The sequence below is a fragment of the Janthinobacterium sp. GW823-FHT06H09 genome (assembly GCF_058794735.1).
Map to the genome: position 1 here is coordinate 13691 of NZ_JBXAHC010000015.1, position 15511 is coordinate 29201.

The 15511-nt window shown below is 65.9% G+C and carries 12 protein-coding genes; 2 read left to right on the plus strand and 10 right to left on the minus strand.

The window, feature by feature from the left end; genetic code table 11:
- Nucleotides 1–180: 180 nt before the first annotated feature.
- From AC1Q6X_RS22665 to wrbA, 9 genes are all read right to left on the minus strand, one after another.
- Entirely contained in the window at nucleotides 181–1281 is a 1101-nt protein-coding gene (locus AC1Q6X_RS22665) for a threonine aldolase family protein (protein WP_492498459.1), read from the minus strand.
- A gap of 10 nt (nucleotides 1282–1291) precedes the next feature.
- The gene (leuE, locus tag AC1Q6X_RS22670; RefSeq protein WP_492498460.1) at nucleotides 1292–1966 is read right to left on the minus strand and encodes a leucine efflux protein LeuE; all 675 of its coding nucleotides are present in this window, start codon (nucleotides 1964–1966) and stop codon (nucleotides 1292–1294) included.
- A gap of 2 nt (nucleotides 1967–1968) precedes the next feature.
- The gene (locus AC1Q6X_RS22675) at nucleotides 1969–3849 is read right to left on the minus strand and encodes an ABC transporter transmembrane domain-containing protein (protein WP_492498461.1); all 1881 of its coding nucleotides are present in this window, start codon (nucleotides 3847–3849) and stop codon (nucleotides 1969–1971) included.
- A 78-nt stretch (nucleotides 3850–3927) separates the two neighbouring features.
- The gene (locus AC1Q6X_RS22680; protein ID WP_230502718.1) at nucleotides 3928–5004 is read right to left on the minus strand and encodes a lipocalin-like domain-containing protein; all 1077 of its coding nucleotides are present in this window, start codon (nucleotides 5002–5004) and stop codon (nucleotides 3928–3930) included.
- Nucleotides 5004–7595 carry an FtsX-like permease family protein gene (locus tag AC1Q6X_RS22685; protein WP_492498462.1) on the minus strand — a complete coding sequence of 864 codons (2592 nt, stop codon included), beginning with the start codon at nucleotides 7593–7595 and terminating at the stop codon, nucleotides 5004–5006. The genes AC1Q6X_RS22680 and AC1Q6X_RS22685 overlap by 1 nt, the downstream gene beginning before the upstream one ends.
- On the minus strand, nucleotides 7583–8011 hold the full coding sequence (locus AC1Q6X_RS22690) for a DUF4124 domain-containing protein (protein ID WP_083287885.1): 429 nt from the start codon (nucleotides 8009–8011) through the stop codon (nucleotides 7583–7585). Before AC1Q6X_RS22690 ends, AC1Q6X_RS22685 begins: the two co-directional genes overlap by 13 nt.
- A complete protein-coding gene (locus AC1Q6X_RS22695; protein WP_492498463.1) occupies nucleotides 8008–9435 on the minus strand; it encodes an FAD-binding oxidoreductase in 1428 nt (475 codons plus the stop codon). Before AC1Q6X_RS22695 ends, AC1Q6X_RS22690 begins: the two co-directional genes overlap by 4 nt.
- The gene (locus AC1Q6X_RS22700; RefSeq protein WP_070224481.1) at nucleotides 9432–9842 is read right to left on the minus strand and encodes a DUF2069 domain-containing protein; all 411 of its coding nucleotides are present in this window, start codon (nucleotides 9840–9842) and stop codon (nucleotides 9432–9434) included. Before AC1Q6X_RS22700 ends, AC1Q6X_RS22695 begins: the two co-directional genes overlap by 4 nt.
- Entirely contained in the window at nucleotides 9842–10450 is a 609-nt protein-coding gene (gene wrbA, locus AC1Q6X_RS22705; protein WP_070224480.1) for an NAD(P)H:quinone oxidoreductase, read from the minus strand. The genes AC1Q6X_RS22700 and wrbA overlap by 1 nt, the downstream gene beginning before the upstream one ends.
- Before the next feature lie 67 nt (nucleotides 10451–10517).
- On the opposite strand from wrbA, the gene AC1Q6X_RS22710 reads away from it, so the two are divergent.
- On the plus strand, nucleotides 10518–11894 hold the full coding sequence (locus AC1Q6X_RS22710) for a YihY family inner membrane protein (protein WP_492498464.1): 1377 nt from the start codon (nucleotides 10518–10520) through the stop codon (nucleotides 11892–11894).
- A gap of 120 nt (nucleotides 11895–12014) precedes the next feature.
- Nucleotides 12015–13412 (plus strand): esterase-like activity of phytase family protein, encoded by a 1398-nt coding sequence (locus AC1Q6X_RS22715; RefSeq protein WP_492498465.1) that lies wholly within the window; start codon nucleotides 12015–12017, stop codon nucleotides 13410–13412.
- A gap of 73 nt (nucleotides 13413–13485) precedes the next feature.
- Here AC1Q6X_RS22715 and AC1Q6X_RS22720 read toward each other — a convergent pair whose 3' ends face one another.
- On the minus strand, nucleotides 13486–15489 hold the full coding sequence (locus AC1Q6X_RS22720) for a DUF6630 family protein (RefSeq protein ID WP_492498466.1): 2004 nt from the start codon (nucleotides 15487–15489) through the stop codon (nucleotides 13486–13488).
- Between the last annotated feature and the right edge of the window lie 22 nt (nucleotides 15490–15511).

The following is a 15511-nucleotide window of genomic DNA, read 5'->3' on the forward strand; positions in this document are numbered from 1 at the left end:
CGCCTTCGGGCGCTTTTTTTTTGGCAGATCCCAGCGGTGGTGCGCTGTTGTGCACGGTAGGGTGTAGGTCGGATTAGCGTGGCGAAGCCGCGCGTAATCCGACGGTATTGTTGGCGATGGCTGTGGTGTTGTCGGGTTACGCGCTATGCGCTAACCCGACCTACCCCGACCTACCCCGACCTACGCCGATGGTGCCTTGTTGCGCATGGCCTGATCCAGCAGGGTCAAGGCCAGCCGCACTCTGTCGTCGGGCAGTTCCAGCAAGTTGTCGCCCACATACCACTCCACCACGCTGTGCCCGGGCAGGGCCGCGTGGCTGGCGCGGCCGAACAGCCAGATGCCGTGGTCTTCGGCCATCTGGTTGCGGATGGCGATGGCCCGCTCGCGCGATACGGGCAGGTGCAGATGCAGCATGTTCGCTTGCGGCTGGGCGGGGTTGACGGCGATCGATGGAAAATCGCGCAGCAGCGCGTACAGCCACTGCGTGCGCGCAAAATAGCGGGGCATGGCGGCGAGGCGCGCGTCGAACTGCATGGCGGCGGCCACCACGTAGGGCGTGCGGTGCACGATGTTGCCGCCCTGGCGGTGGAACCACGCGCGCGCACGCTCGACAAATGGGCGGCTGCCGGCCAGCATGGCGCCGCCGAGGCCGCCGATGCCCTTGTACAGCGACACATAGACGGAGTCAAAACCGTCGCAGATGACGGGCAGGGGCTGGCCAAAACCGGCTTGCGCTTCCCACAGGCGCGCGCCATCCATGTGCAGATGGATATTGCGTTCGCGGCAGTGCCGTTTGATCTGGCTCAACTCATCCCACGACGGACACTGGCCGCCGATCTCGCGCATCGGCAGTTCGACCTGCGCGGCGCCCAGCGCATCGGGCACGGCGCGCAGGTCGTCCACCGTCCACGGGCGGTGCGGGTCGCCCAGCATCAAGCCCTTGAAGTGGTCGAGCAATTCATGGTTGCCCCGTTCGTGGCGCAGGATGTGCGATGTCGGGTGCAGCGCGACCAGGCGCGAGCCCCGGTCCTGGCAGGCCAGGCGCAGGGCCGTGACTTGCGTCATGGTGCCCGTGATGCAGAACACGGCCGCCTCGAAACCGAGCAGGCCGGCGATCTTGTTCTCGAACTGTTCGATCAGCGCGCCTTCGCCATAGGTATCGTGTGCAACATCGTTGGCATCGCACCAGGCGGCCATGGCGGCGAAGGTGGCCGCTGGCGTCGGCTGGCGGTGGCCCGGCAGGATGGTATGGCAGCGCTGGCGCAGTTCAAGCTCGTTCACGGTGTTTTCCTTACAGGGTGGCCGTGGCCAGTTTCGCGCCAAAGCCGATGAACATGGCGCCCACGCCGCCGCCCATGCCGGCCGACAGGCGGCGACGGCGGCGGAAGGTCTCGGCCAGCCGCGCGCCGACAAAGATGATGGCCGTCAGGTAGGTAAAGCTGATCACCTGGCAGATCAGGCCCAGGCCGATGAAGGACAGCACGGGCTTTGCAAAGGCCGGGTCGACGAACTGGATGAAAAACGAGATGAAGAACAAAATCGCTTTCGGGTTCATCAGGCTGATGATCAGCGCCTTGCGGAACGGGTCGCTTTCCTTGACGGGGGGCGGCACGGCTGCCGCTTCGCCTTCAGCGGGAGCGGGCGCGCGCAGCTTGCGCCAGCAGCCTATCAGCATCTGCAGGCCGATCCATCCCAGGTAGGCCGCGCCGATGTATTTCACCACGTAGAACAGGGCCGGGCTGGCTTTTAGCAGCGAAGCGACGCCGCAGGCCGACAGCACCATCAGAATCAGGTCGCCGGCGAAGATGCCGAAGGCGCCCTGGTAGGCGGGCCGCACGCCGCGCTGGGCGGCGACCGACAGCACGTACATGGAGTTGGGGCCGGGCAGGATGACGATGAAGATGGTCCCCAGCAAAAAGGTCCAGAAATCGGTGATGCCCAGGTTGGCGTGGAAAACTGCGTTCATGATTATTCCGCTGGATTGAGCTGTACGTGATGGAATTGCAGTGCGGCGAGATTCGCGTAGATGCCGCCAAGCGCCACCAGCGACGCATGCGTGCCCGTCTCGACGATCCTGCCGTCTTCCATGACGATGATGCGGTCGGCCCGCTGCACGGTGGCCAGGCGGTGCGCGATGATGACGGTGGTGCGGCCCACCATGGCCGCTTCCAGCGCCTTTTGCACCAGGCGTTCCGATTCCGCGTCGAGCGCGCTGGTCGCTTCGTCGAGCAGCAGCAGCGGCGGGTTTTTCAACAGGGCGCGGGCGATGGCGATGCGCTGGCGCTGGCCGCCGGACAGGCGCACGCCCCGTTCGCCGAGGAAGGATTTGTAGCCGTTCGGCAGGCGTTCGATGAATTCGTGGGCGGCCGCCATCTTCGCGGCGGCGATGACGTCGTCGTCGCTGGCGCCGGCGCGGCCATAGCGGATGTTTTCCATGGCGTCGGCCGAGAAGATCACGGTATCCTGCGGCACGATGCCGATGGCGTCGCGCAGCGTGTGCAGGTCGAGCTGCTTGATGTCGACGCCGTCGAGGCGGATGCTGCCGCTTTGCGGGTCATAGAAGCGCAGGAACAGCTGGAACAGCGTGGTCTTGCCGGCGCCCGACGGGCCGACGACGGCCACCGTTTCGCCGGCGCGGATGTCGAGGCTGACGTGGTTCAGGGCGTGGGTATCGGGGCGCGACGGATACGAGAACATGACGTCGTCCAGCGACAGCGAAGCGCCGTTCGCGGCGCGCGCCGGCAGCGGCAGCGGCGTGGCAGGCGACTCGATTTCCGATTTGACGGCCATCAGTTCCAGCAGGCGCTCGGTGGCACCGGCGGCGCGCTGCGCTTCGCCCATGACTTCGGACAGGGCGCCGATGGCGCCGGCCACGATGGAAGCGTACAGGATGAACTGGCCCAGGTCGCCGCCCGTCATCGCGCCTTCCAGCACGGCGCGCGCGCCCAGCCACAGGACGAACACGATGGTGCCGAAGACCAGCAAAATTGCGATCATGGTCAAGAGGGCGCGGGCGCGGATGCGGCGCATGGCCGTCATGAAGGCGCCTTCGACGGAGTCGCCGAAGCGTTTCGATTCGATTTTCTCGTGCGTAAACGCCTGCACGGTGGGCATGGCGTTGAGGATTTCGCCGGCCATGGCCGACGCGTCGGCGATGCGGTCCTGCGAATCGCGCGACAGCTTGCGCACACGGCGGCCAAACACGATGATGGGCACGACGACGAGGATCAAGAGGCCGATGATGATGCCCGCCAGCTTGGCGCTGGTGACGAACAGCATCACCAGACCGCCCAGGAACAGCAGCACATTGCGCAGCGCCATCGAGATGCTGGTGCCGACGACGGCCTGGATCAGGGTCGTGTCGGTGGTGATGCGCGACAGGACTTCGCCCGTCTGCGTGGTTTCAAAGAATTCCGGGCTTTGCGTGACGACGTGGCGGTACACGGCGCTGCGGATGTCGGCCGTGACGCGCTCGCCCAGCCACGACACCGTATAAAAGCGCGCCGCCGTGGCCAAGGCCAGGATGGACGCCACGCCGAACAGGGCGAGGAAGACCAGGTCGACGTGCTGGATGCTTTTCGAGCCGGCCGCGCCGCCGAAACCCAGGTCGATCATCTGCTTGAAGGCGGCGGGAATGGCCAGGGTCGAGGCGGCGGCCACCACCAGCGCGATTCCGGCCAGGAAGAACTGCTTGCGGTACGGCGTCAGAAAGGGCATCAAGCCCTTGAAGGCGGCCAGGCTGCCTTTTTTCAGTTCGCGGCTGCTGCCGGTGTCGGGAGTCGGTGCGGTACTTGCGGCGGTTGCGGCGGTTGCTTTGCTGGTGCTGCCTGTTTCTGTGCTGGTTGTCATTGTTTTTCGCTTTGATTTACTTTTTTGCTTGTCCGGGGTCAGACCCGATGGGTCTGACCCCGGCATTTTATGCATTGCTTACAACTTCATCGGCTGGACATAGCCCGTCATTTCCAGGTAGGCGCGGCCGACCGGCTGGCCGTCGCGCTCCACCGTCACGGCGCCTTCCCAGTACACGGCCCCCGTCGAGCGGCGTGAATCGAGCTCCTGGTCGGCCTGCAGGGGCTTGATCTGCCAGCGCGTGGCACCCGTGCGGATCTCGGTGGCGACCGGGTATTCGGCCTGCGTGCGGGGCGAGCGCCACAGCTGCGTGGGCGTGAAATCGACGTCGCCGGGCGCGTACTGCGTCATCTTACCGGACGCATCGCGCCATGTCGCGTGCGCCCATAGTTTAGCACCTGTCTTGCTGCGGATCTGGAAGGCCATCAGGGCGCCGCCGTCAGCGAGGTTGGCGCCTATCCAGTTCCAGCCGCTGGCGTCCGCATCAAGCACCTGGCTCGACCACTCGTGATCGAGCCAGGTGGCGCCCGTCACGGCTTCCGGCTTGCCGCCCGCGCGGGCGATCGTGCCCGTGGTACGCAACTGCGGCTCGCTGTAGTAATAACTCGATTGCGCGGGCTGCGCGCCCTTGCGCGAATAGCCGCCAACGCCTTGCAGCAGCACGGGCTGCGTGGGCGCGAGGGTCAGCTGCAAGCTGAAGTCGCGCGCGGCCAGGCTGACCTTGTAGCTGCCGTCCGCTTGCCGCTGCATGCGCCAGTCGTCGAGTTTGACGTCCGTGTCGCCGACCTTGGCGTAGGCCAGGCCAAAACCCTCGCGCGCGCTTTTCTCGTCGTGCAGCAGCTTGCCCACTTTCGGGTCGGACAGGGCCGCATGGCCGATGATCAGCTGTTTCGGCGCGAAGGCGCTGGGGTTGTCCGCGTCGGCGGCCGTGGCGCTGCGAAAGAAGGTCACCTGGTAGCCCAGCTGCTCGCCGCCGGCGGTTTTTACCCATCCGGTGGCGTACCACCATTCCGTTTTATAGGCGGGGTGGGCGCCGAAATCGTGCGGCATGCGCAGGGTCTGGCCGGCCGGCAGCGGCGTGACGGGGGCGAAGGCGGGCGGCGCGGCGATGGCGGCGGCGCTGCAAAACAACAATAAACAAGTCAAACGGCGCATTACCAGTCCTCCCTGACGGCGCGGATGGGGCCAGCGGACAGCGCCTGGCGCCCCGCGATGAGGGCGGTGAGGGCGGCGGCCGTCAGCAGGGCGCCGGCCACGGTGGCGATCAAGGACCACGGCAGGTGCAGCTGCATGGTCCAGTGGAACGATTGCGGGTTGACGATGAAGACCAGCACAAAGCTGATCAACAGGCCCAACACAAAGCCGGTGGCGATGCCCAGCGCCGTTAGCGCGCCGCCCTCGAGCGCCAGGATGGACAGGATCTGGCCGCGCGTCACGCCCACGTGGCGCAGCATGCCGAATTCGCGCGCGCGCGCCAGGGTCTGCGCCGAGAACGTGGCGGCCACGCCGAACAGGCCGATGAGGATGGCGATGGCTTCCAATAAATACGTGACGGCGAAGCTGCGGTCAAATATCTGCAGGCTCAGGGCGCGGATGGCCGACGGGTTCGATACTTCCAGGCTGGCGCCGAAGGGTAGGGCCTTGAGCTTTTCCTGCAACTGCTCGCCCGTGGTATTTTTGGCCAGCCACAGGGCCGCATCGCTGACGTCCATATCGCCCGTCAGGGCGCGGTAGTCATCGAGCGGCATCTGGATGGCGCCGGACGAGCGCGCATAGTCGCGCCAGATGCCGGCGACGAAGAACTTGTGCCGGCCGCCCGCCAGCGGCAGCGCGATCTGCTGGCCAGGCTTGACGTTGTACAGGTCGGCCGCCGCTTCGGACAGCCACACGGGCCGGCTGCCTGCCGGCACGGGCAGGGTGTCGCCCACCAGTACCATGCTCTTGCCAGGGTCCCGCAAGTTGATGGGGCGCGCCAGCAGCATGACGTTCGGGCGGTCCGGCGCCAGCGACAGCGAGCGCAGGCGTTGGAAATCCACCCTGGCCACGCCGGGCAGGGCGGTGATGCTCGCCTGTTCGCGCGGGTTCAGGCCCGCCGTGCCGCCGCTGGCCGCCGGGCGCGTGTACACGTCGGCCGGCAGGATCTGCAGCAGCCAGTCGTCGACGGAAACGCGGAAACTCGACACCATGATCGCCATCGCCACCATCAGGCTAAAGCTCGACAGCACGCCACCGAGCGCGATGCCGGCCTGGCCCGAGGCGTTCGCCAGGCGGGCCACGGTCAGGCTGCGCACGGGCGCATGCTTGCTCGTTTCCGTGCGCAGCCAGGCGGCTTGCAGGGCGCGGAAGACGACGGCCGCCAGCTGCGGCATCAGGGCGATGGCGCCGATCAGCAGCAGGGCGATGGACAGATAGCCGAACAGGGGCAGCTCGAAGACGGGCGGCAGGAACGTCAAGGCGCCGGCCAGCAGCAGACACGCCAGCGCTGGCCAGGTCTTGGCCAGGCGCGTCGTCACAACTTCTTCGCTGCCCGATTTCAGGGCGATGGCGGGGGCGGCGCGCGCCGCTTCCAGCGCGGGCGCGGCGCAACCCAGCAAGGCCACGCCGAGGCCGAGGGCGAAATACACGAAAGCGGCGACGGGCGTGAATTGCACCTGCGGCTGCACGCCCGCGAAATAGCCGGCGCCCAGGTCGCCGCCGAAGAAGCGCAGGGCCACGGCGGCCATGGCGTAGCCGCCGGCGATGCCCAGCGCGGCGCCGACCACGCCCAGGCTGGCGCCCTCTAACAGCACCTGGCGCAGCAAAGGCCTGCGCTCCATGCCCAGCACGCGCAGCAGCGCGAACTGGCCGCGGCGGCGGATGACGGACAGGGCCTGCGTGGAAAACACGAGGAACGCGCCCGTAAACAGGGCGACCAGGGCCAGCACCGTCAGGTTGACGCGGTAGGCACGGCTCAGGTTATTGTTGCGGCTATTCTGGTTTTCATCATTCGGCTGCCCCACCTGGAAACGCCCCGGGTACTGCGCTTCCAGCGCGCTGCTCAGCGCGGCCTGGAAGGCGTCGCGGTTGACGCCCTGGCGCAGTTTCAGGTCGATGCGCGACAGCTTGCCCAGCTTGTTGAAGCGCCATTGCGCCGCACCGATATCCATCACGGCGATGCGCTGGCCGGCGCGCGCCCGCTGCAGCGAGCCGGCCACGCGCAGGGACACCGTGCCCGTGCCCGATTGCAGCGCGACCTGGCCGCCTTCGGCGACGTCGAGCCAGCGCAAGGCGGCAGGCGATAAAAAGAGGGCGTCGTCGGCCAGGGTGTCGAAAGGCTGGCCTTCGGCCGGCGCGCCGATCAGGTCGGGCGAGATGAAGCCGGCGCGGAAGACGTCGAGCGCCAGGATGTGCAGCGGGCCGCCGTCCTTCTTGCCGCTCACGCCGGCTTGCAGTTCCAGCACGGGCGAGGCAACGGCCACGCCGTCGCGCTGCGCCAGCCACGGGTAGACGGCTTCGTCGAACAGCGCTTCGCGCCCGGCCACTTGCACGTCGGCCTGACCGGACAGGCTTTTGACGGCCGTGGAAAATTCATTGAAGGCGGCCGCGTTGATCAAATGGATGGCAAAGCCCAGCGACACGCCGATGGCGATGGCGAGGATGGCGACGAAGGCGCGCACGGGATGCGCGCGCCATTCGCCCAGCAGCAGCCAGCGCGACAACAGGCGCATACCTGCGGGATTGGCTGCCGGCGCACTCAATTCAGACATTCAACGGCCAGGCGCTCGCCGGCGCGCCGCGCTTTCAGTTGCGCCGCATTGCGGGTTTTATCACCCGCGCCGACGGCGTCCTGCGCCGCCCATTTTTGTTCCAGCCGTAGCTGGGCGCAATGCTTCTCGTGCATTTCCTTCTGTTTGGCGGCCCGTTCGCGCGCCTGGTCTTCCAGGTTTTCGCGCTTCTTGCGCGCCGCTTCCATCTGGCTGGCCACCCGTTCCTGACGCGTGGCCGCGCCCTTGTCGACGGCGGGCGGAGGCGAGGGAACTTCCAGGATCTGCAGCTGGCCGCCCGTGCAGGGCGTGGCGCTATAGCTGGTCTGGCCATCCTGCACGCATTTGTAGACGTCCTGCGCGCTGGCGGAACCGGCCAGCAAGGCCATGGCGCAGAGCAGGAGAGACGATGGCTTCACAATATCTTCCCCGGATTCATGATGTTTTGCGGGTCCAGCGCCTGCTTCACGGCGCGCATCAGCTGCAGTTCCAGCGGCGACTTGTAGTGCGCCAGATCCGCCTTTTTCAGTGCGCCGATGCCGTGTTCGGCCGATATCGAGCCGCCAAAGCCGTGGACCTGGTCGTGCACGATGCGGTTGATGGCGTCCTGGTTGGCCAGGAAATCCCGGTCCGTCATGCCGGCTGGCGGCGCCACGTTGTAATGCAGGTTGCCGTCGCCCAAGTGGCCGAAGCACACGAGCTGGCAGCCGGGGAAGGCTGACGCAAGGGCCGCATCCGTGACGGCGATGAAGTCGGCGATGCAGGAAATGGGCAGCGAGATATCGTGTTTGATGTTCTTGCCCGCCTGCGCCTGCGCCAGCGGAATATGTTCGCGCAGCTGCCATAGGCCTTCGGACTGCGCCACGGAACTGGCGACGACGGCGTCTTCGATCAACTCGTCTTCCAGGGCCGCGCCGATGCTCGCTTCGAGCAATTCCACGGCATGCGCCTCGGACTGGCTGCTGGACAGTTCCAGCAACACATATTGCCCATGCGACTGCCCATGCGCGTCGGCGAAAGGCCGCGGCAGCTGGGGGAACTGCTCGGCCACCAGTTGCAAACAGTATTGCGACATTAATTCAAAGCCCGTCAGGCTGGCGCCGCAATGGTCCTGCATCAGGCTTAACAAGCGCAGGGCGTGGGCGGGCGAGGGCATGGCGGCCAGCGCCGTGATGCAGGCCTTCGGCTGCGGATACAGTTTCATCACCGCGCCCGTGATCACGCCCAGGGTGCCTTCGGCGCCGATGTACAGGTCGCGCAAATCGTAGCCCGTATTATCCTTGCGCAGGCCGCGCAAGCCGCTCCAGATCTCGCCCTGCGGCGTGACCACTTCCAGGCCCAGGCACAGCTCGCGCGTATTGCCGTAGCGCAGTACTGCCGTGCCGCCCGCGTTCGTCGCCAGATTCCCCCCGATGGTGCAGCTGCCTTCGGCCGCCAGCGACAGGGGGAACAGACAGCCGGCGGCACTGGCCGCTTCCTGGATGGTTTGCAGGATGCAGCCGGCATCGACCGTGATGGTGCGGTTGACGGGGTCGAGCGCGCGGATGCTGTTCAGGCGCGCCAGCGACAGCACGACGGCCGTGCCGGCGGCATCGGGGATGCTGCCCAGCACCAGACCCGTATTGCCGCCCTGCGGCACGACGGGCACCTGCCATTGCGCGCAGGCGCGCAGGATTGCGGCCACCTGTTCCACGGTGGCGGGGCGCAGCACGGCCAGGGCCTTGCCCGTAAACCGGTCGCGCCAGTCGGTGAGGAAGGGCGCCGTGTCGGCATCGCGGGTGAGGACGTAGGTATCGCCCAGCAGGTCGCGGCAGGCGGCGAGGAAATCGGTTTGACCAGTCATTTCTTGATGCTCACTTTATTCACTTTTTCCAGAAGCTCTTTGGCCATGCGCTTGGCCGCCTTTTTATACGGGCGCAGATACAGCACGGCGCAGACAAAATAGACGCAGACGATGGCCGCCTCGCCCCAGGCCATCAGGGCCGAGGTGGGGTTCGTGTCGCTGTAGCCGCGTACCACGCCTTCCGTAAAGTACAGCAGGATCACCATCGACGACCATTGCAGGGTGTAGACGTCGCGCTTGATGACGCCGTACAGGGGAATGAGCAGGGGCGCCGCTTTCAATACGACCCAGGAACCGCCCGGCTGCAGCGGCGCGACGACGGTTTCCCACAGCAGACACCAGACGATCAGGGTGACGAGGCTGGCGATGGCGCCCCAGTGAAAATACTTGTGCAGTGTGCCGTGCATCATGCGCCTGCCAGTTTCGCGGCGTTTTCCGCCAGGCGCCGGCCCAGCGCGACGGCCAGGCGTTTTTCATCGTCGCTCAAGGCCTTGTCGCCGTCTATGCCCGACCAGTGCGTGGCGCCATACGGCGAGCCGCCCGTGGAGGTGGTCATCAGTTCCGGGTGCGTGTAGGGCAAGCCCATGACCAGCATGCCGTGGTGGAAAAGGGGGATCATCATCGACAGCAGGGTCGATTCCTGGCCGCCGTGCAGGCTGCCCGTGGACGTGAACACGCAGGCGGGCTTGCCGGACAGGCTGCCGGCCAGCCAGTCGCTGGCCGTGCCATCCCAGAAGTACTTCATGGCGGCGGCCATGTTGCCGAAGCGCGTGGGCGAGCCCAGGGCCAGGCCCGCGCATTCCTGCAAGTCGTCCAGTTCCACGTAGGGCGCGCCGTCCAGCGGCACCTCGGGCGCCGTCGCTTCCGTCACGGTGGAGACGGCGGGCACGGTGCGCAGGCGCGCATCGCAACCGGGCACGCTTTCCACTCCCTGGGCTATCAGCTCGGCCAACTGGCGCGTGGCGCCATGGCGTGAATAAAACAATACGAGAATAATCAGATTGGTTGGCTTCATCATTGGTATTATAGGGCGCTTTACAGCCTGATACGACTGCTGTCATGGCGCCGTTCTGATTTTGCACATGTTTTCAAAATATATATTCCCGTTCTTCCAATACCTGTGGCGCAACCTGAGCATGGGGCTGGACGTCGTGCGCGGCCTGACGTGGTCCGAAACGCGCGACCTGCTGCAGTTCGCGCGCCGCCGCGTGCGCGAGGAAAGCCTGCCGCAAGTGGCCGGCAGCCTGACCTTCGCCACCGTGTTCGCGCTGGTGCCGCTGCTCACGCTGGCCCTGGCCATCTTCACCACTTTCCCCCTGTTTAATACCTTCCGCCACGCGCTGGAAGACTATTTCGTGCAAAGCGTGATGCCCAAGGGGATTTCGAACACCATCCTCGACTACCTGACGACGTTTGCCTCGAAGGCGACGCGATTGTCGGCCATCGGCGCGGGCGCCCTGATCGTCACTTCGGTGGGCATGATGGGCTTGATCGAGCGCGTCTTCAACCGCATCTGGCGCGTGCGCCAGGAGCGCCGCTGGACCAAGCGTTTGCTCGTCTACTGGGCCATCGTCACCCTGGGGCCGCTGCTGGTGGGCGTGTCGCTGACGGTGACCTCGCGCCTCTTCATGGCCACCAGCGGCGTGGTGGGCGCCGTGCCGTTCATCGGCGCCGTGTTTTATACCCTGGTGTCGATCGGCCTGACCATGCTGGCGTTTACCTTGCTCTACATCGCCGTGCCGAACCGCGACGTGGACTGGCGCGACGCGGCCTGGGGCGGCTTGCTGGCGGCGCTGGCGTTCGAGGTGGCCAAGCGCGGCTTCGGCGAATTCATCCAGGAATTCCCCACCTATTCGCGCATTTATGGCGCACTGGCCGCCTTGCCGCTGTTCCTCGTGTGGATATACCTGAGCTGGATGATCACCCTGGTGGGCGCCTTGCTGGTGGCCGCCTTGCCCGTCGTGAAATACGAGCGCTGGTGGTACGAGGCGGCGCCCGGCAGCGAATTCGTCGATGCCGTCGCCATCCTGAAAGTGCTGCACCAGGCGTGCCACTGCGCCGATTCGGCCCTGGTGGGCGCGGCCGAGATCCGCCGCAGCACGCGCCTGGGCTTCGAAGAGATGGAAACCCTGCTCGACAAGATGGTGCAGCAGGGCTGGGTGGGAAGAGTCAACGTGGACGGCGCCGTGCGGGTACAGTGGGGCAAGCGCGTGGCCGACAGTTCCGACCACTGGGTCTTGCTGGGCAACGTCAACCGCATCAGCCTGGCCGACGTCTACCGCCTGTTCGTCTTCGGCGGCATGCGCGTGAACTCCGGCTATCCGGCCGGTTCCACCAACGAGCGCGACATCAAGGCGGCGGAAGAGGCAGCCGCGCTGGCCGCGCAGGTGGAAAACGCCGTGGAGCAGGGACTGGGCCTGAGTCTGGCGCAGCATTTCGGGGAAGTGCGCTGCAATTGACGGGCCCGGGCGGTGCGCTTCCTGCCGGCATCCGCCGCGCGCGCTAGGGACGCATGTCATAAACTGGTCACCGAAGGCCGGTAAGCTTTCCTCTCCATTCATCTTGTAGAGGAAGCAAATATGCGTTGTCATTTGAGCGGTTTGAATTTGTGCCGCGGCTTGGCCATCGTGATGGTCAGCGGCATGCTGGCCGCCTGCGGCGGCAGTTCCTCTGCGGCTCCCGACGCGGCACCCAAGGAGGGGGAAGGGCTGCCGCACCAGTTGGTCGGCTGGGCAGCGTTGCCTGACACGGCGCGCTGGCCGGCGCCGGTTTCCGGACAGTTCACGGCCGCGGCGCTTGGCGTCAGCCCGCCGTTTGCCAATGGCGTGCCGATTCCGGGCTTCTCCGCTCTGCTGAGGAATGACGACGGCAGCTGGACTGCCATGGCCGACAATGGCTACGGCGCCAAGGGCAATTCGGCCGATTTCGTGCTCGGCCTGTATAACGCCAGCATCAACTTCCGCATGGACGCAGACGCCAGCAAGACGCCGGGCAGCATCAAGATCAACAGTTTCCTCGCCTTCAACGACGCCAGGGGTTTCTTAAACGACGGCAAGGGCATCGACCTGAAAATCACGGCCGACTATGTCAACTACCCAAGCAACACCTCCGGCGGGCTGGTCTTTTCCGACAGCGGTATCGCCGTCGATGCGCGCATTCGCGCGGGCCGCCTGCTGACCGGTTTTGACTTCGACATTGAATCGCTCGCGCGCGCCGCCGATGGCACCTGGTTCGTGGGCGAGGAGTTCGGCCCGTATATCCTGCACTTCGACAAAAACGGCACGCTCATGGGCGATCCCGTTCCCCATCCCTTCCTGCGCAGCCCGGCCAATCCGGAAGTGCTGGGCAAGGGCGTCAGCATCACCCTGTCAGGCAGCCGCGGCTTCGAAAGCCTGGCCTATAACGCCGACCGCAGCCTGCTCTACGCGGTGCCGGAAGCGGCGCCAAGCGACCCGTCGCTGCGGCCCGTTGCCGCGGATGAACGCTACCTGAACATCTTCGAGTTCGACCCCGCCGCCATGCGCTATACGGGCAAGAACCTCGTGTACCGCAAGGATGGCGCGGCCAAGGATAATGGCGTCGTGATCGGCGACATGACCAATGTCGGCGGCAGCAAGTTCGTGCTCATCGAGCGCGACGGCTTCTGGGGCGCCAAGGCCGTGATCAAGCGCCTGTACCTGGTCGACCTGAAGGAGAAAGATGCTGATGGCGCCCTCAAGAAAACGCTGCTGGTGGACTTGCTGAATATCTCCGACCCCAAAGGCATCGGCGGGCAGGCGAGCAATATGCCTGTGGGTAAGTTCAGCATGCCTTTCGACTCGGTGGAGAGCGTTGAAGTCCTCGATGCCCACACGCTAGTCGTGGCAATTGACACGAACTACCCCGGTGAAGACGGCCGCAAGCCAGGCAAGCCGGACGATACCGAAGTCATTACCCTGCGTTTTGACAAGGCGCTGTTCGATCGTTCCGTCAAGTAAAGATGCACCCGGCCAGCAACGGCGCTCCATGTTGCCGGCCGGGTGCGATATCAGCAGACGGGCCGGCAAGCCGTCACAGCAGCACGGGCCGCAGGGCCGCCTGCAGCGCCACCTTGCTGAACGCGGCCGCATCCTGCGCGCGCACCACGCCCAGATAATACGTGTCTTCGCCGTCGTGCAGGTTCACCAGGCGCAGCTGATGCGGCGCCAGGTGGGTGGCGATGGCGGCCAGGCCTTCGGCCATCGCGTCGCCATCCTCGCGCTGCGCCCACGAAAAATCGCGCAGCGCGGGCAGGTCGATGTGCCGGGCTATGCGTGGCACTTCATCGACCGATTTCCAGTCCAGGGTGGTGCCGTGGCCCAGCGCATCGGCGGCCGTGGACCAGAGCAGGAAGAAACACGCCGCTTCGGGCGTCTCGCCTTCGTATTCCGCTTCCGGGTCGTCATCCGCCAGTTCTTCCAGGGTGATGTCCACGCAGCGTGCGGCCAGTGCCGCATCGCCCAGCAAGAGTAGCGCGGCCAGCGCGCGCAACTGCTCGCGGTCGGCCTTCGCCAGAATCTGCGCCGGCGTGAAACTGCGGCGCTTGGCGGGCTTTTTCTCGGGCTTTTTCTGGCCCAGGCCGATGGACTCGCTCAATTGCGCCGTGATGGCCGCCTTGAAGTTCTCCACGGTGTCGAACTGCTCCAGCAGCTGGCCCGTGAAATCCATGCTCCAGGCCATGCCATCGTTGACCACATATAAAAAGTCGCTTTGCACGGCCACGCCGCGCAGATGGTGGGCGGGCGGATACCGCGGCGCAAAAGCCTGTTTTCCGTCCAGGGTCAGCATGCACGCCAGGCCTTGCGCATCGATGGCGAAGATCAGATTCTTGCGCAGCTTGGGCGGCGACGACGTGGTGGCGCTATCGATTGCTTCGTACTGGCAGGGCGCCAGCAGCTCGCCCTGGCTATTGACCAGGCCAAACAGGAAGCGCCCGGCGATGCGCTGGCTGACGATGGCGATTTTTTTCTTCGTGCCGAAATCCTGCACGGAGCTGTAGGAGGCCGGCACCACCACCTTGCCCGTGGTGTCGACCACGCCGTGCACATTGCGCTCGTCGTCATCGCCCGTCTGGCGTTCGATGTCGATCAAGCCATCGTCGCGCTGGCAGATGTTGTCCACCCCGTCCATCAGCAGCGCGCCGTCGGGCAGGCGCAGCAGGCTGCTGGCGCCGTCCGGCGCGATTCTCTGTACCAGATGGGGGCTGATGACGTACAGGGCGCCGGGGGACGGCGGCAGCACCACCGTGCCGTTGAGGTCCAGCACGCCGTGTGCATCAGGGGCGTCCGCCGTGGCAAAGGTGATCCAGCCATCGTCCGCGTAGTAAACGCCCAGGTCGACATAGCGCTGCGACAGCGGCACGATCCAGCGGCCATAGGGCGTGACGAGGCCGGTGACGTCCGGTTCAGCGGCGGCGCTGACTGCATAGCACAGCGCGTCTTCCTCCCATCCCGCCACTTCCAGGCCTTGCAGGAACGGTACATCTTCCGCATCGAGTTCCTCGACATCGGCCAGTTGCGCGCTGGCGGACGCCGACCAGTAGCCGGTGGCGGGCGATGCGGAACCAGCGGCCAGCAGTGGCGCCAACGCGTCCCGGTCGCCGCGCTGCAGGGCAGAGTGCAGGGCATGCGCCTCGGCGCGCAGGGCCTCGAGCGCGGCCGCGTACTCCGGCGTGCCGATATCGTGCGCGATCAGCTGCACGCAATCGAGGATCAGCCACGCCTGGCCGCTGGCCAGCAGGCTGCTGATGGCGCTGCGCGCGACGATGGCGGCCGCGTCGCGCGGCCGGTCCATCAGCGCGGACAACGCTTGCCAGCTCGCCTGTGCCTGTGCCATCGGCGCGGCCAGCACGCAGGGGCAGTCTTCGCCATCGCCGTAGATGGGCCAGGCGACGGCTTGCGTGCCGGCGCCGATGAGCAGCTTGAACAGCACGGGTACGTCCAGCCGCCATTCAGCCAGGCCCGTGATCGTCTCGATGTCGAAGCCGGCCTGGCCGGGTAAAAATGCGGTGCCGAACAGGGCTGCGGTATTGATCATTGATATTTATCTAAAAGCAAAC